At 67.4% G+C, this 22,790-nt stretch carries 13 protein-coding genes and 1 pseudogene; 10 read left to right on the top strand and 4 right to left on the bottom strand.

Annotated features, from left to right (window positions below; translation table 11 throughout):
- Positions 1-14 precede the first annotated feature (14 nt).
- Together DS843_RS21690 and DS843_RS21685 are read right to left on the bottom strand one after the other, a co-directional pair.
- Complete coding sequence (locus DS843_RS21690) at positions 15-3,560, bottom strand: S8 family serine peptidase (RefSeq protein ID WP_208852292.1); 3,546 nt, start codon at positions 3,558-3,560, stop codon at positions 15-17.
- A 70-nt stretch (positions 3,561-3,630) separates the two neighbouring features.
- Entirely contained in the window at positions 3,631-4,803 is a 1,173-nt protein-coding gene (locus tag DS843_RS21685) for a patatin-like phospholipase family protein (protein ID WP_149470920.1), read from the bottom strand.
- A 352-nt stretch (positions 4,804-5,155) separates the two neighbouring features.
- On the opposite strand from DS843_RS21685, the gene DS843_RS21680 reads away from it, so the two are divergent.
- The 4 genes from DS843_RS21680 to DS843_RS21665 all read left to right on the top strand — a co-directional run bounded on the left by DS843_RS21680 (position 5,156) and on the right by DS843_RS21665 (position 13,073).
- The gene (locus DS843_RS21680; RefSeq protein ID WP_149470919.1) at positions 5,156-7,696 is read left to right on the top strand and encodes a hypothetical protein; all 2,541 of its coding nucleotides are present in this window, start codon (positions 5,156-5,158) and stop codon (positions 7,694-7,696) included.
- On the top strand, positions 7,693-10,287 hold the full coding sequence (locus DS843_RS21675; RefSeq protein WP_149470918.1) for an amidohydrolase family protein: 2,595 nt from the start codon (positions 7,693-7,695) through the stop codon (positions 10,285-10,287). Before DS843_RS21680 ends, DS843_RS21675 begins: the two co-directional genes overlap by 4 nt.
- 426 nt (positions 10,288-10,713) lie before the next feature.
- The gene (locus tag DS843_RS21670; protein WP_149470917.1) at positions 10,714-11,775 is read left to right on the top strand and encodes a hypothetical protein; all 1,062 of its coding nucleotides are present in this window, start codon (positions 10,714-10,716) and stop codon (positions 11,773-11,775) included.
- Between the two features lie 371 nt (positions 11,776-12,146).
- Positions 12,147-13,073, top strand: a complete 927-nt coding sequence (locus DS843_RS21665) for a hypothetical protein (protein ID WP_149470916.1) — start codon at positions 12,147-12,149, stop codon at positions 13,071-13,073.
- An 83-nt stretch (positions 13,074-13,156) separates the two neighbouring features.
- On the opposite strand, the gene DS843_RS31310 is transcribed toward DS843_RS21665, so the two are convergent.
- Positions 13,157-13,312 carry a hypothetical protein gene (locus DS843_RS31310; protein ID WP_167525402.1) on the bottom strand — a complete coding sequence of 52 codons (156 nt, stop codon included), beginning with the start codon at positions 13,310-13,312 and terminating at the stop codon, positions 13,157-13,159.
- 207 nt (positions 13,313-13,519) lie between these two features.
- On the opposite strand from DS843_RS31310, the pseudogene DS843_RS31865 reads away from it, so the two are divergent.
- Both DS843_RS31865 and DS843_RS31860 read left to right on the top strand, forming a co-directional pair.
- Positions 13,520-13,675 (top strand): annotated as a pseudogene (locus DS843_RS31865) (helix-turn-helix domain-containing protein); the annotation flags it as partial.
- 214 nt (positions 13,676-13,889) lie between these two features.
- Positions 13,890-14,378, top strand: coding sequence for a LysR substrate-binding domain-containing protein (locus DS843_RS31860; protein ID WP_286192245.1), 489 nt, complete (start codon positions 13,890-13,892; stop codon positions 14,376-14,378).
- Between the two features lie 17 nt (positions 14,379-14,395).
- On the opposite strand, the gene DS843_RS21655 is transcribed toward DS843_RS31860, so the two are convergent.
- On the bottom strand, positions 14,396-17,746 hold the full coding sequence (locus DS843_RS21655; protein WP_149470915.1) for a DEAD/DEAH box helicase: 3,351 nt from the start codon (positions 17,744-17,746) through the stop codon (positions 14,396-14,398).
- Positions 17,747-18,482: 736 nt separating this feature from the next.
- Between DS843_RS21655 and rpoH the strand changes: the two genes are divergently transcribed.
- The 4 genes from rpoH (at position 18,483) to DS843_RS21635 (ending at position 22,787) form a co-directional block, all read left to right on the top strand.
- Positions 18,483-19,391 (top strand): RNA polymerase sigma factor RpoH, encoded by a 909-nt coding sequence (rpoH, locus tag DS843_RS21650; protein ID WP_149470914.1) that lies wholly within the window; start codon positions 18,483-18,485, stop codon positions 19,389-19,391.
- 25 nt (positions 19,392-19,416) lie between these two features.
- Positions 19,417-20,760: a GTPase HflX gene (gene hflX / locus DS843_RS21645; RefSeq protein WP_208852291.1), complete on the top strand. Its 1,344-nt coding sequence runs from the start codon at positions 19,417-19,419 to the stop codon at positions 20,758-20,760.
- A 433-nt stretch (positions 20,761-21,193) separates the two neighbouring features.
- Entirely contained in the window at positions 21,194-21,808 is a 615-nt protein-coding gene (locus DS843_RS21640; RefSeq protein ID WP_149470913.1) for a glutathione S-transferase family protein, read from the top strand.
- Between the two features lie 58 nt (positions 21,809-21,866).
- Entirely contained in the window at positions 21,867-22,787 is a 921-nt protein-coding gene (locus tag DS843_RS21635; protein ID WP_149470912.1) for a pyridoxamine 5'-phosphate oxidase family protein, read from the top strand.
- The last annotated feature ends 3 nt before the right edge of the window (positions 22,788-22,790 follow it).

Here is a 22,790-nt window from a genome sequence, read left to right as displayed (position 1 = left end):
TCGTCCCTCCCTCGTCAATGCCCGCCGTGGAGCATGGCGAACGGCTCGCTTTCGGCGCCGCGTGCGAAATAGTTGCCGGACAGCGAGACCTCGCCCGACCCCGCGAAGCCGAGTTGCCGTTCCACGCGGATTTCGTGGTTGAGCTTCTTGCGGATGAAGTAGCGGACCGCGCCCGTCTTGAGGTCGATCAGCAGGGTGCAGCCGCCACGGACCCTGTTGCGCCAGGACCCGGCGGGTTCCCAGGCCTGGGTGATCTCGACCACCAGGTCGGCACGGCTCTGGCCGTCCGGTCCGATGCGGCGGGCCGGACGCACCGAATGCACCTCGATGCCCCGATACCGGCCGTCCATCCGGCCGATGCGTCCATCCGATCCCGGCGCGCGGACAAGACCGAGCGTCTCGATCTCGCCGTCCGTCACCTCGTCCGGCGACATCAGCCAGTTGTGGAAGATGGCGGCGTTCTCCCGCGAGACGTCGAAGGCGGCGCGGCGGTTGGCGGTGAGGTCCCAATCCAGGTTCATCGCCTTCAGCACGTTCGCGACCTTGCGCAAGGGCTGCGGCGGCGGTTCCCAGACGACCGCGTCGGGCGACAGGTGCCGCACCCCCTCGGCGAAGATCCCCCGATCGCGGAACGCCGAGACCAGGGCGACGCGGTAGGAACGCTTGTCGTCGGGCACCAGATCGCGGTCGGCGGTGATGAGGGCGCGCAGATAGTCGCCGAAGGTGATGTCCACCGGCGGGCAGTAATCGAGGGCGCGGATGCAGATGTCCAGCCAGTGCCGGGCGATCTTCGCGGCCTCCGCCGCCAGCCTGTCGGCCAGTCCGGCGGGCAGAGCGCCCTCCGGCAGGACGCCGGACCCGCCGGTGGCGAGCCGGATGAACTCCGCCGCCCGCATGTCGTAGATCTTCAGGAAGGCGTCGAAGACCGCGCCGACCAGAACCGCGCCTCGATCGTGCGCCTCCATGGTCTCCTGGTAGATGCGCCGCTCGGGCGGTGCAGGTTCCCATTTACCGTTCTTCACCTCGCCGATGGCGTCGCGCAGCGCGCCGTAGCCGCGCGTCGCGCGGCCGAACTGCACGGCCAGCTTGGCGAGCGCATTTTCGCGCCGCAGGTCGCCGCCGGTGCGGGCGATCTCCTCGCGCAGCGCGTCGGGAAGCGTGAAATGCTGGAACAGGGCCACGATGTCGGCGAACGCCTCGTGGAAGGCCAGCACGTCCGGGTTGCTCGGCTTCCGGAAGCGCCGGTGCAGCCCGTCCAGCAGCGCGTGCGAGGTTTCGTGAGCGACGATGTCGTGCGACAGGCAGGCGAACACCAGGCCGCCCGGCAGCAGACCGTTGGGATTCCTCTCGGATTCCGGGAAATACCCGAACAGCAGGGCCTTGCGGTCCGGGCTGTAGAAGGCATTGGCGGTGCGCAGCGCATGCGGGTAGATGCGCAGGCGGCGCACGAACTCCTCGCGTGGCCGCCCATTGACGGTCGTCCAACGCGGCGCCCACAGCGCGACCCGCCCCAGCGCGCGCTCGAAATGCTCGATCGTGCGCATGGCCACCGCGTAGGCCATCTGTTGGTGGAACTGCGGGTTGGCCTCGGACGGCGCCAAACCGTTCTGCGGCAGCAGGAACGGATGGTCGAGGTCCACCGGCGCGTAGCAATGCCGGCTGGCCGGATCGATGTCGACCACCTCGATGTATTCGCCGACCGGACCGGGCTGCAGCTTTTCCCAGCGCACGTCGATTGTGGTTTCGTTGATGGCCAGCGTGGCGAGATCGGCACCGGCCGAGGGGTCCTGGGCATAGACGCGAAGGTGCCGCCGTGCCGGCGGGCGCACCGGCGGGTTCAGCGCGTGTTCGAGGAGCATCCGCTGCACCGGGTTCGGTGGCGGCGGAGGGGGCGGAACGGGCAGGGCGTCCGGCGTGCCGCCGGGGGACAGGTCCCGCAGCAGCGCCGTGTGCAGCTTGCTCCGCAGCGTACGGGAGATGCCGGGCCGCTCCAGCAGCGCCTCGGCGATCTGGCGCACGTCCCGCGGATCGGAGGGAGGATCGGACGGGTCCGGCAGAAGGCGCTCGACCTCCCGGCTCTGGGAAAGCTGGAGCGCCTCCAGTTCCAGCATGCGTTGCTGCGTCGCCGGCGTCTCGGAGACGCCGAAGCCGGTCAGGATGCGCAGGATCGGGAAGCTTACCGTGTCCGGCTCCTCCCGGCGGAGGCTCGAAGCGGGCGGGGGCGGCATGGCGAGCGCGTCCGCGGCGCGCAGCGCCCCGCGTCCGCAGCGCGGGTCCCGTTGCCCCGCTTTTTCGAACAGGGCCTTGCGCACCGCCTCCACGCGCAGCCACGGCTTGCCGTCGGGATACGCCTTCAGCGCGTCCCGGTGCGTGTGCAGCCACAGCGCGGCGGCCGCCGCGACCTGGGGCGTCGCCGCCGAGGTGCCCGCGCCATCGAGGTCCACGACCTCCGCGCAGCCGATCCTGGCCCAGGGCACATTGGGCGTGAAGGCCGCCACGGCGGTCGCCATCTTCCGATCGGGGCCGTAGTTGCCCGCCATCCGCCCGTCTCCGAGATCGGCATAGGGCTGGAAATCGGCCATGATGCCGCAGGCGGCGGCGACCCGGCCGAAGCGTGCGGGATAGACGATGTGGCGCGTGGGAAGGTTGTCGAAATTGTTGCCCGCCGCGGCGACCACGAACACGCCACGGTCGTACAGCGCGTTGATCGCATCGGCCCAGGCCTGCGACGGCACGCCGCCCAGGCTCATGGTGACGACGTCGATGCGCGTCTCCGGTTTGCCGGACAGCTCGTGCACGTAGTCCAGCGCCTTGGCGATGGCGCTGTTGCGGAACAGGACCACGCGGTCGGCGACGCGGATCGGCACGATTTCGGCAAGGGGCGCCGCGGCGGCGAGGATGCTCAGCGTTCCGGTACCGTGGCCGAGGTTGGTGAGCAGGCCGCTGGTCCGGTCGGTCGCGTCGCGCGGAAAATCCGCGTCGACGTAGTTGCGCTCCAGTTCGCGCAGCAGCGTCGGCGGGACCGTCGTGTGACGCGGGTCGTAGCCGGAATCCAGGTGCGCGATGCGTACGCGCGGCGCGTCGTCCACCCGCCGGGCAGCCGCGACGGCCTCCTCGAACTGCGCGTAACGGGCGTCGCGGTACCAGTACTCGGGCGTGCCGATCGGAAATTTGCGGTTGGGCTTCGCCTGGGTGCAATCCTTTGCGGCGCCGAAGCCGCGCGGCGGCTGCTCCTCGGTCAGCCAGCGCTGTTCGAAATCCGGTTCGGCGAACGCGATGCCATCGGCCCCGGCGATGCCCAGCCCGTCGCGCAGCAGGGTATGGCAGACGTCCCAGGGGTTGGCGTCCACGTCGGCCCGGGCGGCGCGCAGGATGTGCCACGCCGTGGCCGCCGCGTCGTCGGCCAGGGCTTGGCCGCCGGACACCGGCACGGAAGGAATGCTGTTGAACAGCGGTTCGACGGTGAGGTCGATTCCGCCCGCGCGCACCGAAAACCCGAACTCCGATCGGAGCGGGCGCATGCGGACCAGAAGCGACAGCCGGCTGGGATCGGTGCTCATGGCGTTTCACTCCGGCGGAGGGGGAGGCGGCGGAGGGGAAGGCGGCGGATTGGAACGGCGCTCCGGTGGCTCAGACACCGCTTTTGGGATAAGGGAAGCCGTCCGGCACCGGCAGGGTCGGCTCGTGGTAGGACCGCAAGGCCAGATCGCACACCGCATAGCCCCAGTTGATGAGACGCTCCTGAAGCCGGTCGTCCATGCGTGCCAGCCGGGTCGGCACCGCCGCCAGCTCCTGCGTGGCTTTGGCAGGGCAGGCGAGCGGCGTGGCCGCGGGAAAATCCGTGGATAGGCTGCGGATGCCCCAATAGGCGCCCTTCCGCGTCCCGTTGCAGAAGGAGCCGACGACCTGCCGCTTGCGCAGGGCGCGGACCTGGTTGTCCGTCAGGCTGAAGATCCGGAGAGAGTGCCGCGCCCAATCCTCGTGCGGTTCGTCTTCGGGCGCCATCTTCTGCCCGCCGTCGCTCACGAAAACCGTCCCGTACCGCTTCCAGACCGTTTCCAGGCCCAGATTGTCGTAGACCCCACCGTCGGTGAGCACCACGCGCGACGTGTAGGGCTTCCGCTGCAGCGGCGCTCCCGGGTCCACCTGGATCGTCGAGGGGTCGATCTTCAGCACCAGCGGCGACAGCACCGGCGGGAAGGCCGACGAGGCGGCGACCGCGGTGGACAGCGCCAGCGTCGGGTTGGGCACGCGACCGACTTGCCAATCCCCCATGTAGGGGCGCGAGAAGCGCCAGAGCGACCCGGTCTGAACGTTGGTGGCGTTGATGACGAAGCGGGGCGCGGGGGTGTCCGGCAGGTCCTGGAGCGTGGTGCCGCCGTAGAGGGTTTCGTCGTAGTTCCGGGCGACATGATCGGCGATGGTGCCGGGCAGGAAGATGCCGCCGATGATGGCGTTGGCATCGAGGGTGCGGCTCGCCAGTTCCCGCAGGGGCGCCACCACCAGGGGCTCGAAATCGGACCGGACCTTCGTGGGGATGAAGCTCAGCCGTCCCCAGCGCAGGGCGAGCATTCCAGCGGTGATCGACCCGCCGGAGACGCTGGACACGCGCGCCAGCGTCTTCAAACGATCGGCCTCGTACAGCCGCCACAGGACACCGACATGGAAGAGCATGGCACGATAGCCGCCGCCGGACAGGCACAACCCGGCACCGGCCGTCAGCGGTTCGTCGTTGTCCCGCGTGTTGTCCCGCGTATTGACCGGACTTTCCCGCAGCGACATCGAATCGGCAATGTCCGCCATCGCTCCCTCCCCATCGTCGTTATGATTTCAGGATGCGCAGCCCCGCCTTCGGTGCAGTCGTAATAATGATCGAGTCGTTCTCATATATCGCACCGAAGGGGGCGCGGCATGTGTAGAATTTACCAAATCACAAGCTATTGCATACTCGGGTATGAAAGATAAGTCATCGCGCTTGGCGATGATGCATGCCGTTGTATTCTTAAGATCCCGCTTTCGAAGCGTTTCGTTTTGGGGCAGGGTGCGGTAAGGACGATGGCTGCAACGCAGTCGCGCGGGAAAACGCCGTGCCTTGATTACCCTGGTGTATCTGGGGTTGTATGTTCGTTGTCGGTCTTTTCAAGGAAAGCGGAGCATGGCTGAGATCGTCATATCGGTTGACCGCGGCGACCATGCGGAGCGCCTCGGCGCGAACGAGCGGCTTCAGATGCACGCCTACGCGCAGGTGACCGGCTATCTGCTGACGTCGCTCGCCCATGCGCAGACGTCGCTGGATCGGGATTGCCGGTCGACCGAACGGCAGGACAGCCGGGACCTGCCCAGGGTGCACGACGCGATCTTCATTGAAGGCGGGCGCGGGACCGGCAAGACGGCTTTCATCCTGAATCTCCGATCCCAGGTTCCCGACGCCGACGCCAGGCGGATTCATTTCTGCGAACCGATCGACCCGACGCTGCTGAACGAGGGCGAAAGCTTCCTGAATGTCGTGATCGCCAAACTGCACGACGAGGTCAAGCAGCGCTCCGGCAAACCCGAGCGGAACGACCGCCACCACAGCGACCACCGGGCATCCTACTACGAGGCGCTGGAGGCCGTGTCCCACGGCATGGAGGCGCTGGAGGGAAAGGACCAGGCGCCGGGCATGGAACGCATCCTGGTGCACCGCAACGGGCTGGGCCTGCAACGCCACCTGCAACGCTACTACCGCGAGGTCTGCCACGCCCTGGACTGCGACCTGCTGGTCCTGCCCGTGGATGATGCCGACATGGCTCCCCATTGGGCGTTCGAAATTCTTGACGTCATCCGCCGCTATTTCGCGTGCCCCCTCATCGTTCCGGTGGTGACCGGCGACATCCGCCAATACCGGCACATCGTCGCCCGCGAGTTCAACGAGAAGCTGAACAGCAATGCCGAGCCGAAGTACAAGCCGGTTGCCGAACTTGCGGAGCAGTATCTCAACAAGGTGCTGCCCATTCATCGGCGCACGCGGCTGCTGACCGTGCCGGAGCTGCTGGAGCGGCACACGCTGTTCGTCAAGCAGGGCGAGCGGGCGATCCGTTTCACCGCCTTCCGAGATTTCTACAAGCACGTCATCTATCGCCGGACCAACGGCGAGGAGGGCAGCCATCCGTCCTTCGTTCCGGGCACCACGCGCGGCCTGATCCAATGGCTGCTCGCCACGGCCAAGCCGATCCTCGACGTGGAAGCGCTTCGCGCCATCGACGCGAAGAACCCGGACGATCTGGAGAAGCAGGTCCGCGATGTCGCCTGGAGCCTGCGGGAGAATACGGACGAGGCGGTGCGCAGTCGTTTCCGCCGGATCGTCGAGGCGATCTGCGCCTACGGTTCCAGTTCCGGGAAGTGGGTGGATTATCACCGTGGACAGGCCGATCTGCGGATGGCCGAAGTGGCGCTCTCCGACCGTCCGGCATGGCCGCTGCGCGATCTGGTGTGGCTCGATGCCCTGCGCCAGCCCCAGGAGCAAGCCGATTACCCGTGGCCGGAGGTTGTCGAAGAGGCATTGAGAGCGTCCGACAACCCGATCCCGCGGGGGCATGAATTCCCGCGGACCCTGGTGGCCTTCCCCCCGCTGGAACCGTTCAGCGTGGATGCGATCTTCTCGAAGGGCGACATGGCGGGAGTGAACGATCCCGAGACCAGGTTCCTTGCCCGTGTGTTCAGCTACAACAATTACTATTCGAGCTACCAAACCACCAATCTGGTCTTCTTCGGGCGGGCGTTCGAGATCGTGACCTCGTCGTTGCTGGGGCGTTACGATGAGAGAATCTGCGCCCGCATCCTGCGCGATGCCCCCTACCACTCCTACTTCCGCGCCTTTCCCACCAAGACTCTGGACGAGGTCGGTGAGGCGGATGCCGTTGCGGTGGCCGGAGATGAGGGCTTGGACGAGTTCCTCATCACGTTTGTCAAGAACGTGCAGAACTGGCAGGAGAAGCATGTCGGCGCCCGGCCGTCCGCGCAACTCGTGCAGAAGGCCATGAACAAGGCGTTCAATGTCTTCACCCAAATGAAGCGACGACGCATTTTGACCGGCGATTCGCTCTTCGACGTCATTGATCGTTGCCGCCGGGTTCTGTTGAACAGCTTTGCGAGCTTTGAAAAGAGCCCGCTCGACGGTGACCCGATCATCGTCCGCCAGAGCGTTGCGCTTGAGAAACGCACGACTGTACCCCGGGCCGGTGAGTGGGAGAACGATCCGTCGTTCCGTTTCAACGTTAAGCCTCTGCTTGTGAAGGGAAGCGTCACGCACGCCATAAACGCACATCCTCTTTTTGCGACGCTTGAAACGAGTGACGGCGCCACGCGGGCTTTGATGGTGCGTTCCACCTCAGGGAGTGCACCGGTTGTTCAAAACAGCCCGCCATCAGACAAACCGGGGGACGCTCCGTCGCCGGGAAACCGTTTGCGCCGCATACTTGCGAATAACAAGGTTCTCATAGAAACCGCCGCCAGAAGCCCCAGAAGCGATGCCCTCCACAGATCAATTGTTTCTTTCATTGACGCCATCAAAGCAGATAAATATGCGGAAATCATAAAATATTACATAAGTGATTGTGTCAATAACAATAAATCTAATGTTTCCATCGAGAGACTTTTAAATGCAGTTGCTGCGCAGGGTGCGGATGATCACCTGATTGACTGGATCAAATCATGATCCTTCGCACGCCGCTTGACCGCCAAGCCCGCATAATCCTGCTGCGCTCCGACCGGGTGCTGATGCGGGCGTTGCGGGCGCTGGGGAACGGAGCGGAGCAGGAGGATCTGGTCGATGCGGCGGCGCAGGCGCTTCTGGCGACCGATCCGATGCAGTTGCGCCATCGCGATGTGGAGGCGGCGCTCGACGGGGCCTTCGGCGGGGTTGGGCGCCCGGCCGTACAGCGAGGGATCTACCGCTTCCATGCGCTGCACGAACTGGCCGACGAATTCCTGTTCTTCGACGGCGACCGGTTGACGGCCAGACCCGAACGGCTGCTGGATTACGCGGCGCTGATCGCGGAGGTGGAGCCGGCGCTGCTGATCGGCAGCCTTCTCGCCGAGCGGCTGGACACGGGCGAAGTGACCCCCGCCAGTCTGGATGCGCTGGTCGAGGTCCAATGCCCGCTGGGCATGCCGCGGCACGATGCGGGCCGGCTGCACGTCGACAACCATGTGCATCTGGGGGGAGTCACCTCGGTCGGCCACGCGCTGATGGGATTTGCCATGGGGCGTGCCGGCGCGGTGTCCGGCTGGGCCTTGCCCAAGACGTTCCGGGCCGTGTTCGAGACGCATCTGGAACGGCCGATGCCGGCTCTTGCCGGTGCCTTCCGGATGCTGTTCGCGTCCATCGCCCGCTGGGTTATGGCGGGGGCGGAACCGGGGGCGGCGCAGCCATGGAGGGAACTGGCGGACGGCCTGGGTCCCGTGCTCGACCGCGGCCTCGCCGACGATGGGCCGGCGCCCCTGTCGTTCCACGCGATCGCCGAGATGGAGGGGGCGTGGCCCGGCGAGGTCGGGCGCAGCCTGCTGACCATGGCGGCCCGCCGCGCCGTCCGGGGGGATTGGAGCGGCGCCTTCCTGCTGGTCGCGACACTGATCTGCCGGCTCGACCGCCGGACGCCGATGTCGGCGCGCATCCCCCGGCTGGCGCTGATCGGTTTCGTGCATCTGATGCATGCCCTGCGCGACGCCATGATCATGCACGGGCTTGGGCTCGACTCTTTCGTCGAGTACTTCAATTCGCGGGCGCGCACGTTGCAGGCGGACCAGTTCCGGCGGCTGCGCTGGATGATCGGACACCATGAGTTCCGCGCCGACATCAAGACCACTTGGGTCGACCGGGCCGGTCTGCGTCACTACGCCACCGAATCGAGCGGGGCGGCCAGGACGGAACACCAGGATTCCCATCCCTGGCAGCGCTATCACCTTTCCTACCACTTCGTCCGCAAGGCGCCCGGACGCGCCGCCCTCGCGGACGAGCGCCTGCGCTTTCAGGCGCGCCGCCTGGAGATCCGGCAGGAAGCCCTCAGGCTGCGCCGCCGGCTCGCCATTCCGGAATTCCAGGAGACGGCGGCGATGGTGGCCGGGCGCCAAGTGTGCCAGGAAATGACCAGCCGCGTCCGCAGCTTCGACGTCGCCGGCAACGAGAACGACGAACCGATCGAGCTGTTCGCCCCTGCCTTGCGTTGGCTGCGCGAGAAGCCGCTGATCCAATTGGACCGTGGGGAGCGGCTGGCCGGTCGGCGTTCGCTCAGCATCCACGCCGGAGAGGATTTCGACCACATCGTGGGAGGGCTGCGCCACCTCGACGAAACCGTGCGCTTCTGCAACATGGGGCCGGGCGACCGCGTCGGGCATGCGCTGGCGCTCGGGCTTCAGCCGCGCGCCTGGGCCGAGCGGCAGGGCCGGGCCTTCGTGCCGCTGGAAACGCATTTCGACAACCTCGTCTGGCTGTGGCACCACGCGACAACGCTGTCGCGAGGGCTGGCGGCGGCGGGCGGCGTCCTGCCCGGCCTGGAGCGCCGCATCGCGTATTACGCCGGGCGCCTCGGCCTGTCCGACCGGGACCCGGAAATCCACCACCGGGCCTGGGGGTGGCGCCGCAACTGTGCCATCGCGCTGGGGCTGTGGGCGGACAGTCCCAGCCTGAGCGATGCCCGCTACTGGGTCCCCGACGCACGCACCGCCACCGACTCCCGCGATCCGGCCCATCGTGAATTCATGGACTATCTGTACCAGCGCCGGCCGAACAGGGCGCAACGGATCACCGTCCTGCTGGGCGAGGACGGACCGCCGGAGGACGAGCGCGACTGTTTCAGCCCGCACGACCTCGACTTCGTGGAGGCGCTCCAGGACCAGTTGATGACGGAATACGACGCCAGGGGTATCGTGATCGAGGCTTGCCCGTCTTCAAACGTCTTCATCGGGCGCATCGCCGATCTGGCGGAGCATCCCTGTCTGCGCTGGCATCCGCCGCATCCCGATCTGCTGGGGCCGGGTGGACCGTTCAACCGCTTCGGCCTGCGCAAGGGACCCGTCAAGCTGTGTCTGAACACCGACGATCCAGGCGTCTTTCCCACCACCATCGCCACCGAGCACCGGTTGGTGGCCCATGCCGCACGGGAGCGCTTCGCGCTGTCGCAATGGGATGTCGAGACCTGGATCGACCGGCTGCGCCTTGTCGGCATCGCCGTGTTCGATCAGGCCCATGCCGAAATCCGCTACCGTCCCGCGTCTTGGCCGGGCATGCTCCCGGGACGGGACCGCTGACCCGGTGCGACGCATCCCGGACGGTACGGTCCGAGGCGAACCTGCCCTACAGCTCCGCTGTGTGAATTTTCAATGCTCCGCTGGACGCCGCGTGGGAGCCGGCGCGTTTGGTTTCCTCATGATCCGGGAGAATTCTTATCCCCTCCCGGTATGTCAACCGGTAGTAGATTTGACTGTTTAAACATATCACCCGCAGTTTATTGCTGTTCTGTAATTGTTTCCCTGGGTTGATCATCGTCTTTGTTGTGATGTATGCTGGTTACATAAAATCCTTATGGCTCCGGTTCGAGGCCGGCAGGTCAATCGCCTGCGAACGATCGGTGCAGGCCTGGAGTGACAAACCGCGGCGATCCGACGCTCGCACGCGCCCACCGTATCCGGGGTTCTCGACAAACATTCATCAACCGATAGATTCAGGAGACTCTCATGGCGGCCGCCACTCAGACCGGTGTTGACAACAGCGAGGCGTTTCTCAAAACCGTCAATGACATGGGTGATCAGAGCGACATCGCTGCTGTCAGCAACCTGTTGAAGGCCCAGAATTGGCAGGGAGTCGTCGACTATGCCAAGACCTTCCAATACTACAACTACAACAAAAAGCCATTCACAGCCGCGGACGCCGATGTCGGCTTGAATCCGTGGATGTTCGTCGCGATCCCCGACGATTACAACGACAAGGACATCAAAGGGTCGATGGTGGCGATCAGGCCCTACAGCGGCGTCGGCTTCGGCGTCCTCGACAAGGGCGGCATCGCCACGATGCCCTCGGGCGATGTGCTGGAGACGGACAAGGCATCCACCGATGCCGGGAGCCCGGTCGGCGCCCCCTACACGGTCCCCTCCATGAACGGCACCAAGTCGAGCTGGTACCTGTCCCAGACCAGCACCGGAAAATTGGGCTTCTTCAAGGGGACGACCTGCCATTGCGTCCTTGCCGGCACGGGCACGGTTTGGACCAGACAGAATTCCGACATGAAGGAACCCCCCCTGGAGCGGTCCGACGGCAACCTGGTCACCGGTGCCTCGACCAGCGTTACCGCAGGGAACGACCTCGTGACCACCTTCGCCAACTACGCTGCGCAAGCGTGGTCGGTCGCAGAGACGGATCTGGGCAATCTGGTGTTCCGCTCGCAATCGACGAGCGGCGGCACTCCCATCGTGATCGCCGACGGGGCCACCGGTTTGCTGTGCAACGGGACCGGCGCGGTTTTCAAGCCGGACGATTTCAAAATCTCCTGGCAAGGCTACATCGACTACTTCTGGAAGGAATTCACCGATCTCACCGGCGAGGGCTTCGGCTGGGTCGAGAACCTTGCCGACATATCGGCTTCTTGGATGGAAGACGCCGCAATGGATACGTGGGATTGGATCAACGATACCGCTTCAGACGCCTGGAAGGCGATCGATGACAGTTGGGATCAGGTCGAGAAGGGCATCGATGACGGAATCAAGGACGTCGGAAAGGCACTCGATGTGACGAAATGGTAGTCTGATCGTCGTCGTGAACCAGCCGCCGCATCGGAAAACCGCCCGGACAGGAATGTGCGAGGCGGTTCCTCGGCGGCCTCTGAAGATGCCGCCGCTGTACGGGCGGCTGACGGTTGCGAAGCATGGGCGACTCCCTCCCTGAAACATCGGATACGATCCACGAACTTGCGTTGGCGTCCGGCGGATCGGGGAGACGTCCGCGCGGTGGAGAGGAATGCTCCGCCGCGTCCGTGTGGCGGCTTGCGGCCTCATCCATTGCGGAAGCGCTGGTGCCGCGGGCCGACCGGCAAATCATCGGGCGTGCCGTCGGCCCACTCCCCGCCGGATCAGCCATGATTGTGGAGCGGCCCCTCGGTACGGATGCGCCACGCGTGGACTTTTCGCTGGCCACGACTCGCGGCGATGGCAGCGACGCCATTTTGGCCGGGCATCACCATGAGAGGGACCTGCCGCCTTTCTGGCTGGAACAGCCGGAGTGGAGGACCATCCGCGACCATTACCGTCGTTGGATGCAGCGTGAGTCCGTTCTGCACGAGCCGATACAGAGCACATGGCTTGAATTCGACCACGACCAGCTTCTCTCCCGTTGCTGCCTTCCAAGTGTTTTCGTGGGATTCCGCGACACCTCCCTCATCGGCGGTCAGCCGCTTTGCGGCATTGCCCTGAACGATTTCGTCGCCCACGCGGCACGCGCAGAGGTCGCTGCCGCAATGCAAAGGATGTGGCCGCAGCTTCCCACGCAATCAGGGCTGCCGTTCGTGGGGGTCATGCTTCCACGAGATCGGAGCAGGGTCCGTCTCTGCATCGCCTTGCCCTTGTCCGAACTGACGGGCGTCGCGTCTCGGATCGGCTTCCCGGCCAGCCGCGCGCTGGAGCGTCTCGTCACGTTCGCGTCCGGACACGCTGACTCCGTGGTGCTTCACCTCGATGTGGGCGCACGGCTCGGGCCGACGCTGGGGGTTGAACTCAAGCCCGTCCGCAGACATGGCTGGTCCGCTCTGCTGTCCGATCTGGCGGGGGAGGGGCTGTGCACGGCGGGCGAGCGCGAAGCCCTGCTTGCCTTCCCCGGGCAATCGGCCCTTGTCCGGAGCGGACCGGAGCCGACCGGGGCCGCCGATCCGGTTATCGGTTCCCCGGACCGCTGGCGGGACGTCGGTCGCTGCCTCATCGTCAGAAGCCTGAATCACATCAAGCTGATTTGCCGGCCCGATCAGGCCGTTACGGCGAAAGCGTACATGCACATAGGCTATGCGTGGGGGAAACGGGTGGCTCCGCGTCCGCCGGGCCAAGGTCGATGATCAGCACATGGTCCTCCGACGGTTTGATGATGCCGTCCAGCCGGGCGTCCAGCGCGGCCCGCGCTCTCGGCTGCAAAGGTCACCTATTGAGTGAAGAAAATCCAGGCGGCGGCGGCGAGTGAGGCCAGCGCGGCGATCACGGCGCCGCCGCGCGTCATCACGCCCTGCCGGTGCAACAGCACGGCCATGCCGATCAGCAGCGGCGTGACGATCAGCAGTCCGATCTGGGCTTGGTTCATGGGGCACCTGTCGTTTCCGTACGCTCGGTTGACCGCTCCGGCGAAACACGAAATTGGGTGGCGGGAGGGTGACCGGCCTTGATCGTCGTCAAGCAGCGTTCAGGCGCCGTCCGCATCAGGCGCTGTCCGGACGGTTGAATTCCGCGATCTCGTTGACGATCCTGTCGCGGAACGGCAGAGGGGGCGCGCGTGGACCGGTTGCAGGCGATGCGGATTTTCGTGAAGGTCGCGGAGACGGAAAGCTTCGCCCAAGCCGCTCGCCACATGCACATAAGCGCTCCGGCGGTGACGCGCGCCGTGGCGGCCCTGGAGGAGCTGATCGGCGCCCGCCTGTTCGTTCGCACCACGCGTTCGGTGAAGCTGACCGACGCCGGGGCGCGCTATCACGAGGATTGCCGCCGGATACTGTCGGACATCGCGGAAGCGGAGGCGACGGCCGGCGGCTTCTACGCCACCCCGACGGGGACGCTCGCGGTCACCGCCTCCGCGCTGTTCGGGCCGATGCATGTGCTGCCGATCGTGACCGAATATCTGGATCGGCATTCCGGCATGCGCGCGCGGACGTTCTTCGTCGATCGTGGAGGAGGGCATCGACGTCGCCGTCCGCATCGGGCACCTTCCGGATTCGGGGCTCACGGCCATCCGGGTCGGTACGGTCCGGCGCGTGATCTGCGGCGCTCCGGCCTATTTCGACCGCCATGGCGTTCCGGCGACGCCGGCCGACCTCAGGCACCACCGGATCGCGGCATCGACGAGCGCCTGGGCCTCGCCGGAATGGCGGTTCGCCCGGGACCAGCGGGTGACCATCGACCCTGCGCTGCAATGCAACACCATCGAGGCGGTCATCGCCACCGCCAAGGCGGGGTGGGGCCTCACCCGGGTCCTTCATTACCAGATCGGCCCCGCCCTCCTTGCCGGCGAGCTGCGGATCGTGCTCGGCGACCATGAGGAACCGCCCTTGCCCATCCATGTCCTCCACCCCGAAGGGCGTCACGCGCCGGCCAAGGTGAGAGCCTTCGTGGATCTGGCCGTGGCGCGCCTGCGCGAGAACCCCCTCCTCAACTAGCGTCGCCGCGCCATGGATCAGACTTGCGGTTTGGGCGGCGCGGCGCGGCGTGGCTGCTTCACGCGACGGGACGTGACCGGCGGAATCCGGTCGAGCACGTCGCGCGCGTTGTTCAGGACCCCCGACGGTCCTTCGGCGTCCAGCGCAAAGACGAGGCGGTCGTCGGCGCGGCGCACGCGCCCGGTCCAAGCATGCTCCAGCGCCGCTTCGCGATCGGATCGGCAGGGTGTGTCATTCAGGGTCAGCGACACTCCCGAAGGGCCGGCGGCCAGGGCGGCGACACCCAGGCGCCGGCAGCGCGCGCGAAGAGCGGCAACCGCCAGCAACAGCTCGACCTCCTCCGGCAGCGGCCCGAAGCGGTCCTCGATCTCTTCGCGCAACGGCTCGACCGCCGCTTCGTCGCGCAGGCGCGAAAGGCGGCGGTGCAGGCCGATGCGCAATTCCTCCTCCGGCAGATAGGCGGCGGGAATCGTCTGCGGCACGCCCAGGCGCAGGTCGGGGGCGTCGTCCGCTTCGGCGCCCCCCAGCGCGCGGGCCAGCAGATGCTGGTACAGCTCGGTGCCGACGATCCGCAGATGGCCGCTCTGATCGGTTCCCAGCAGGTCGCCCGCCCCGCGCCGGTCGAGATCGAGCAAACTGAGGGTGAAGCCGCCGCCCAGGCTTTCGATCGCCTCCAGCGACCCCAGCCTCCGTTCGGTCCGCTCGCCGAGCGGCGTGTCCGGATCGGTCAACAGGTAGGCGTAGGCCTGCGCCGTCCCGCGCCCGACCCGGCCGCGGAGCTGATGGAGCTGGCCAAGCCCGAACAGATCGGGGCGGCGGATCACGATGGTGTTGGCGCGGGGAATGTCGATTCCGGTCTCGATGATGGGGGTCGAAACCAGCACGTCGACCGTTCCCTCCGCCACATCGACCATCACCCGATCAAGCTCGGCGGCGGGAAGGCGGCCGTGCGCGACGGCGACGGACAGGCCGGGGGCGAGCGCGCGCACCTCGGCCTCCAGCGCGGGCAGGTCGGCGATCCGCGGGGTCACGCAGAAGCTCTGTCCGCCCCGTGCCTTCTCGCGCAACAGCGCGGCCCGCAGGACCGGGCCGTCGTGGGGAGCGACCCGCGTGCGGACCGGCCGGCGGCGCACCGGGGGCGTGTCGATGACGCTGAGTCCCCGCAGCCCGGCCAGCGCCCCCTGCAACGTCCGCGGAACCGGCGTGGCGCTGAGCGCCAGGGAATGGACGCCGGACGAAAGCCGGGCCAGCGCCCGTTTTTGCGCGGTGCCGAAGCGCTGCTCCTCGTCCACGACGACCAGGGCCAGATCGGCGAAGCGCACCGTCTTCGACAAAAGGGCGTGCGTCCCGATGGCAATCGCCACCGAACCGTCGGCGAGGCCCTCGCGCACGGTCTTCGCGGCGGACGCCGCCATTCCGCCGGTCAGCGGCTCGATGCGCAGGCCCAACCCGGCCAGCCGGCGCCGGAACACCTCAAGATGTTGGCGCGCGAGCACGCTGGTCGGGGCAAGAACGGCGACTTGGCGGCCGGTGAAGGCGACCGCCGCCGCGGCGCGCAACGCCACTTCGGTCTTGCCGTAGCCGACGTCGGCGCAGACCAGATGGTCCATCGGGCGCCCGCTCGCCAGTTCGGCCATCACGGCGGCGATGGCACGCCGCTGCCCTGCGGTCTCCTCGTAGGAGAAGCGGGCGGCCACGCGGCGCATCGGTCCAGCGGGCGGCGCGATGACCGGGGCCTTCAGGCGGGCCCGGCGGGCGGCCTTGCGCACGAGGCTCTTGGCGGTCGCGCCGATCTCGCGCTCCAACTCCGCACGGCGGGTGATCCAACTCCCGCCCTTCAGCCCGTCGAGCGCCACCCCGGCATCGCCGCTGCCGTAGCGCCACACCCGGTCGAGGTCGGCCGCCGGCACCAGGAGCCGATCCTCGCGGGCGTATTCCATGACCAGGACGTCTTCCGGCTGACCTCCGGCATCGACCGTTTCGAGGCCGCGCACCGCACCGATCCCGTAGTCGAGATGGACCGCGAGATCGTCGCCCGACAGATCGACGGGCGCCAGCGGGGCCACCGGCCCCGCCCCGCCTTCCGGCCGCGGGCGCTGGGCGAGCACGGTCACGCCGTCGATGGCGAAGCCAGCCGCGACCCGGAGGACCAGCACCGCCGGCGTGACGGGAGGGCCATCCACCGGCCACCGGTCGAGCACCGGCACCGGCTGGCCGGTCGCCGCCGCCACCCGCTCCGCCATCCTGGCCGCGTCGGCGGCGTTCGCGGCGGCGACGATCACGGACCCGCCCGCCGCAATCCGCTCTCCGGCGATGCGTGGGAGGCTGCGTTCGGACAGCGCCGGCTCCTCGGTGGATGAGGCCAACTCCTCGGGCTCCAGGGTCAGGACCGCGCGCCCTCGCAGACCCACTTCCCACGCCTGTCGGTCGATGTGCATGGCCGATGCATCGGCTTCGGCCAGTTCGTCGAGCCGCGCCTCCAGCCGGTCGCCGACCCCCTCGTCGAAGACGACCGGACTGTCGGCCAGAAGTTCGAGCAGGCTCGGCAAGCGGACGTAGGCCAGGGGCAGCAGGCGTTCGAAGGCCTGGGGGCGCCGTCCGGCGGCGAGTTCCTCGGCAAGCCCCGCGGCCATCGGATCGCCGCGGCTCTCCAGCCCCCGGACCAGCCGATCGACGATCCCGGGCGCCGCCGGAATCTCGGTCACCGGATGAACGGTGATGCCGCCGCAATCGCCGATGGTGCGTTGGCTCACCGGATCGAAGGTCCGTATCCGTGCGACCCGGCCATCGACGATGTCGCAGCGCACGGGACGGTCCGCATCGCCCGGAAAGATCTCCACCACGGCCCCGCGGAAGGCGGCCTCTCCCGGTTCGTCGATCCGGTCGTCCAGGATGTAGCCTCCGGCAACCAGAAGGCTCCGCCATGCCGCCTCCTCGTAGGGCGCGTCCGTCGCGATGACCAGCGCGGAGCCGGGCCAGGCGTCGGGAGGCGGAAGACGTTGCAACGCTGCCTCGGCGGTCGCGAGAACCAGCCGCCCGGCACCCTCGGCCTGCCGGGACAGGGCGGCGATGGCGGCGGCCCGTTGCCCGAGCACGACCCGCGATGGCTGGTCCCGCTCGCCGAGGGGGATGTCCCAACTCGGGAGCAGCACGACGTCGAGGTCCGGCGCGGCATCCCGGATCGCCCGGGCGAGCCGGGATGCCCGGCTGTCGCTGCGGGTGACGACCAACGGGGCTGCCTGCGAACGGGTGGCAAATCCGGCGAGCCGTATCGCGAGGGCGCCTTCGGCGGGAGCGACGCAGGTCACGGACCGGCCCGCGGCGAAGGCGGCGCCGTCGAACTGCATCAAGGGAGCGGAATCGGGCATGGCTGGCTGCGTCACGGGAGTCGGGGGCGGTTGGCACTTAACAGCCCGGCGTCCAACCATTCCCGGCCAAATCGATGAAAATTGACTCGAGGCCGGTCAGGTGAGGCGGGGGCGCGCCGCCCATACGGGCCGCCCATACGGGCCGACCTTCCGCCTCTGCTGATTTTCCCCGTGGAAGACCCCTTGAGGAGGCCCGGCCATATCACCATCTGAGCACTCTCGCCGATGGCGCCGCAGAGCAAGCGCCGAGAAGACGGTCCATATTCGGGCCGCTCATCCTTGACAAAACGCGCCTCCGTCCCCATCTGCGTCGATAGAACGGCCCTGTGAGCCATCAAATGCTGAAGCGTTGAGCGCTCAGAGATCTTGAAAGCCGCTCCGTTATCACCATATATACAGTGTTGCGACGATGCATGGCGGACAGATCATCTCGAAGCTGCGCATCTGGATCTTTGGTTTTCAGTTCGGTGGCGCTGGTCACAGTGCGCCCTGCCTCTCCTCTCCAGCCTCGTGGCGTGCCGGCTGCCGTGATGCCCCCTCCCGCATCATGGCGCCGCCCGCGGGGCCGGAGAGGTCCCCTGCACCGCAAGCCAGTTTCCGCATCCACGAGCGATGCACGCCCACCGGCAGCGTCGAATGCCGGCCCTGAGCATCAACGACCGTGAACGCCGATCCGTACGGACGCCGAAGGGATTGCCCGACGGTGCTCTTCCTGTCGGCTTGGAGAGACAGAACGATGAAGCTGAACGCCGCTTCCGCCGAGCCGATGCAGTTGTACCTGCAGGAAGCCCGGAAGTATGACTACCTGACGCCCGAACAGGAACGCGATCTCGCCATCCGCTGGCGGGACCATCAGGACCGGCGCGCCCTGGACACGTTGGTCGGCAGCCATCTGCGGCTGGTTTTCAAGATGGCCCGCGGTTATCAGGGCTATGGGCTGCCGCTGTCGGACCTGATCGCCGAAGGCAACGTCGGCGTCATGCAGGCGGCGCAGAAGTTCGACCCCGACAAGGGCTTCCGCTTCGCCACCTACGCCTCCTGGTGGATCAGGGCGGCGATCCAGGAATATGTGCTGCACAACTGGTCGCTGGTGAAGATTGGCACCACCGCGGCCCAGAAGAAGCTGTTCTTCAGCCTGCGCCGCCTGAAGGCCCAGTTGCAGGATCGGCAAGACGGCTCGTCCGGTGGCGACCTGTCGCCGGAGGCGGTGGAGAGCATCGCGACGGAGCTGAACGTGCCCCAGGCCGAAGTGGTGGAGATGAACCGCCGTTTGGGCATGGACCGTTCGCTGAACGCCACCCTGGCGGAGGAGGGCGACAGCGAATGGCTGGACCTGTTGGCCGACGAGCGTCCCGACCAGGAAACCGTCCTGGCCGGTGCGGAGGAGCGCAAGCGGCGCCAGCAGTTCCTGAAGCTGGGGCTGGGTGTGCTGGACGACCGCGAGCGGCAGATCCTGGTGGCCCGCCGCCTGCGCGACGAGCCGCTGACGCTGGAGGAGCTGAGCCAGCACTTCCACGTCTCGCGCGAGCGCGTCCGCCAGCTCGAGGTGCGCGCTTTCGAGAAGATCCAGAAGGCCGTGATGGCGAGCGCCAGGGAACAACAGATTGCTGCGGCCGCAAAGGGCCGTGAACAGGGCCGCGCCTGATGCGCCGGCACGACGAAGGAACCTTATGGGTACGCATCTGAAGACCACCCGTAACACCGAAACCTCGCGGTCCTTTTGGGGCCGTGCCCTTGTTCTTCATCCGGTCCTTCGCGGGACCACATCCGACCGCAGCCCCGAAGCCTCGCTGGAGGAAGCCGTGGGCCTGGCGTCGGCCATCGATCTCGACGTGGCGCAGGCCGCCGTCGTCAAGGTCAACCAGCCGCGCCCGGCCACCCTTCTGGGCGGTGGCGCGGTGGAGCAGTACGCGCGGATTTTGGAAGAGGCCCGCGCCGCCGGGGCGGCGATCGATCTGGTCATCGTCGACCACGCTCTCTCTCCCGTGCAGCAGCGCAATCTGGAAAAGGCGCTCCAGGCGAAGGTCATCGACCGCACCGGCCTGATCCTGGAAATCTTCGGCGAGCGGGCCCGCACCCACGAAGGCCAGCTTCAGGTCGAACTGGCGGCGCTGAGCTATCAGAAGTCGCGGCTGGTGCGGTCCTGGACCCACCTGGAACGCCAGCGCGGCGGCTTCGGCTTCCTCGGCGGCCCCGGCGAGTCGCAGCTTGAGATCGACCGCCGGCTGATCGGCGACCGCATCGTCAAAATAAGGAAGGAGCTGGAGGACGTCCGGCGCACCCGCGGCCTGCACCGCAAGGCGCGCGCCAAGGTGCCGTACCCGGTGGTGGCGCTGGTGGGCTACACCAACGCCGGCAAGTCCACGCTGTTCAACCGGATGGCCGGGGCGGACGTGTTTGCCAGGAACCTGCTGTTCGCCACGCTCGACCCGACCATGCGGCAGGTGGTTCTGCCGTCGGGCCGCAAGGTCATCCTGTCGGACACGGTGGGCTTCATCTCCGACCTGCCGACCCATCTGGTGGCGGCGTTCCGCGCCACGCTGGAGGAGGTGCAGTCGGCGGACATCATCCTGCATGTCCGTGACATCGCGCATCCCGACACCGAAGCCCAGAAGGCCGACGTGGAGGCCATTCTGCGCGACCTCGGCATCGACCCGGAGCACGATCCGCGGGTGGTCGAGATCGCCAACAAGATCGACCGGCTGGACGGGGAGGCGTACGCCTCCGTCGTCGCCCGGGCCGATCGGTCCGGCGACGCCTGCGCGGTGTCGGCGGCGACCGGAGAAGGGCTGGACAGCCTGTTCGGCATCCTCGACCGCCGCATGACCGCCGGCCGGGCGGTCGTGGAGATGGACGTTGCACACGCCGACGGCGCGACGCTCGCCTGGCTCTACGCCCATGGCGAGGTGCTGGACCGCCGCGACGATGAGGACCATGCGCACCTTCAGGTGGCCATCGAACCGGCGATGCTCGCCCGCATGGGCCGGCGGCAGGAAGAAAGAGTTCCGGCCTGATGCGGCCTGAAAAAGATCACAGCGCCGCGTCGTCAGAAAAGTACTTGTAGCCGCTCACGCCGGCAGCCATATACCGGTTCAGTCGTCAACAACCGAAAGGAGGTGATCTCGTGTCTCATTGTCTTTCTCTGCTGCCGTCGGGCGCCGTGACCGGGTTCTCCTTCGCTGAGAAGGGTTCCCTCGTCTGATAAAGACGCGCCGTGGTCCGATGGATTGCGGATCGACAATGGAAGGGCTGCCGGAAACGGCGGCCCTTCTTTGTTTTCGGTGAGTCCCCGGACCCGCTGCGGACAGGCTCCGAGCCACCAACCGGCATTATTGCGATGGCTGTAATAATGAGCTGCCAAATCGGGTCATTCCCGTAACCGGCTGACCGCGGCAAGGTCGGTGTGCGGATCGGGAATCGGCCCGTCCGGCATCGCAGGAAGCAGCCATGAAGCTCTATCATCACCCGTTGTCGGGCCATGCGCACCGCGCCCGCCTGTTCGTGTCCCTGCTCGGACTGCCCCACGAGCTGGTCGAGGTCGACCTGAAGGCGGGCGCGCACAAGAAGCCGGAATTCCTGACGCTGAACCCGTTCGGGCAGGTGCCGGTGCTGGATGACGACGGCGTGGTCGTCCCGGATTCGAACGCCATCCTGGTCTATCTGGCGAAGAAGGCGGGGCGCACCGACTGGCTGCCCGAGGATGCGCAAGCCGCCGCCGCCGTCCAGCGCTGGCTGTCGGTCGCCGCGGGGGAGGTCGCCTACGGCCCGGCGGCGGCGCGGCTGGTCACGGTGTTCGGCGCCGGCTTCGATCACGAAGAGGTGGTCGCCCGTGCGCATGCCTTGCTGACGAAGCTGGACGACCATCTTTCCGGCCGCGATTGGCTGGTCGGCGGTCAGCCGACGATCGCCGACGTCGCCATCTACAGTTACGTCGCGCGCGCCCCGGAAGGCAACGTCGACCTGTCGGGCTATCCAGCCGTCAACGCCTTCCTCCGCCGGGTCGAGGCGCTGCCGGGCTTCGTCCCGTTCGTCCGGACACCGGCGGGGCTCACCGCCGCGTGAAGGCCGTATCCGGGCGCGCAACCCGGCGCGCCCGCTTCTTTCATAGGGGAGACAGGACATGGACGGGACCCCGAAGACGCTGCCGACATGGCATGAGGGCGAGACGTTCATCCAAGAGACACTCGGCGTCGCCGAACGGATGGCGGCGGTGGGACAGCGGGTCGTGCGCGACGTCATGCCCGACCAGCACCGCGACTTCTACGCCCAGCTTCCCTTCGTCGTGGCCGGCAGCGTCGACCCGGGCGGGGATGCGTGGGCCACCATTCTGGAGGGCCGGCCCGGCTTCCTGTCCTCGCCCGCCCCGACCGTTCTCGACATCGCCGCGCGTCCGGACCCGAGCGACCCCGCGGGCGCCGGCATGACGGACGGGACGCCGGTCGGCCTCCTCGGCATCGAGATGCAGACGCGGCGCCGGAACCGCATGAACGGCGTGGCCGCAGCAACACCGGAGGGTTTCCGTGTCGGCGTCGAACAGAGCTTCGGGAATTGCCCCCGCTACATCCAACGGCGCGACGCTGCGTTCGCCCGCGACCCCGGCCAGCCTTTCGCCGGTGCCGTCGAGGCGATGGCCGTGCTCGATCCGGCGGCGCGTGCGACGGTCGAGGGGGCGGACGCCTTCTTCGTCGCCTCCTACGCCGACCGCGTCGGCCATCGTCAGGTCGATGTGTCGCACCGCGGCGGGAAGGCCGGCTTCGTCCGGGTGGCCGAGGACGGAACGCTCACCATCCCGGATTTCAGCGGCAACCTCTTCTTCGCCACGCTGGGCAACATCCTGCTCAACGGGAAGGCGGGGCTGCTCTTCGTCGATTTCGAACGCGGCGACACGCTGCAGATGACCGGGGACGCCGCGGTGCTCCTGGACTCGCCCGAGATCGCGGCCTTCCAGGGCGCCGAGCGGCTGTGGACCTTCCGGGCGCGCAGGATCGTCCGCCGGCGGGGCGCCCTGGCCTTGCGCTGGACCTTCCGGACGGATGGCTGATTT

The organism is Roseomonas genomospecies 6, from assembly GCF_008365375.1.
In the GTDB taxonomy this organism is placed as follows: Bacteria; Pseudomonadota; Alphaproteobacteria; order Azospirillales; family Azospirillaceae; genus Azospirillum.
This window is presented reverse-complemented; position numbering and strand designations above follow the sequence as displayed.

Bases quoted from the DNA above. Each gene is read 5' to 3' on its own strand.
- hflX (WP_208852291.1), top strand. From the start codon at position 19,417: ATGGGTACGCATCTGAAGACCACCCGTAACACCGAAACCTCGCGGTCC.
- DS843_RS21640 (WP_149470913.1), top strand. From the start codon at position 21,194: ATGAAGCTCTATCATCACCCGTTGTCGGGCCATGCGCACCGCGCCCGC.
- DS843_RS31310 (WP_167525402.1), bottom strand. From the start codon at position 13,312: ATGAACCAAGCCCAGATCGGACTGCTGATCGTCACGCCGCTGCTGATC.
- DS843_RS21690 (WP_208852292.1), bottom strand. From the start codon at position 3,560: ATGAGCACCGATCCCAGCCGGCTGTCGCTTCTGGTCCGCATGCGCCCG.
- DS843_RS21680 (WP_149470919.1), top strand. From the start codon at position 5,156: ATGGCTGAGATCGTCATATCGGTTGACCGCGGCGACCATGCGGAGCGC.
- DS843_RS21670 (WP_149470917.1), top strand. From the start codon at position 10,714: ATGGCGGCCGCCACTCAGACCGGTGTTGACAACAGCGAGGCGTTTCTC.
- rpoH (WP_149470914.1), top strand. From the start codon at position 18,483: ATGAAGCTGAACGCCGCTTCCGCCGAGCCGATGCAGTTGTACCTGCAG.
- DS843_RS21675 (WP_149470918.1), top strand. From the start codon at position 7,693: ATGATCCTTCGCACGCCGCTTGACCGCCAAGCCCGCATAATCCTGCTG.
- DS843_RS21655 (WP_149470915.1), bottom strand. From the start codon at position 17,746: ATGCCCGATTCCGCTCCCTTGATGCAGTTCGACGGCGCCGCCTTCGCC.
- DS843_RS21635 (WP_149470912.1), top strand. From the start codon at position 21,867: ATGGACGGGACCCCGAAGACGCTGCCGACATGGCATGAGGGCGAGACG.
- DS843_RS21685 (WP_149470920.1), bottom strand. From the start codon at position 4,803: ATGGCGGACATTGCCGATTCGATGTCGCTGCGGGAAAGTCCGGTCAAT.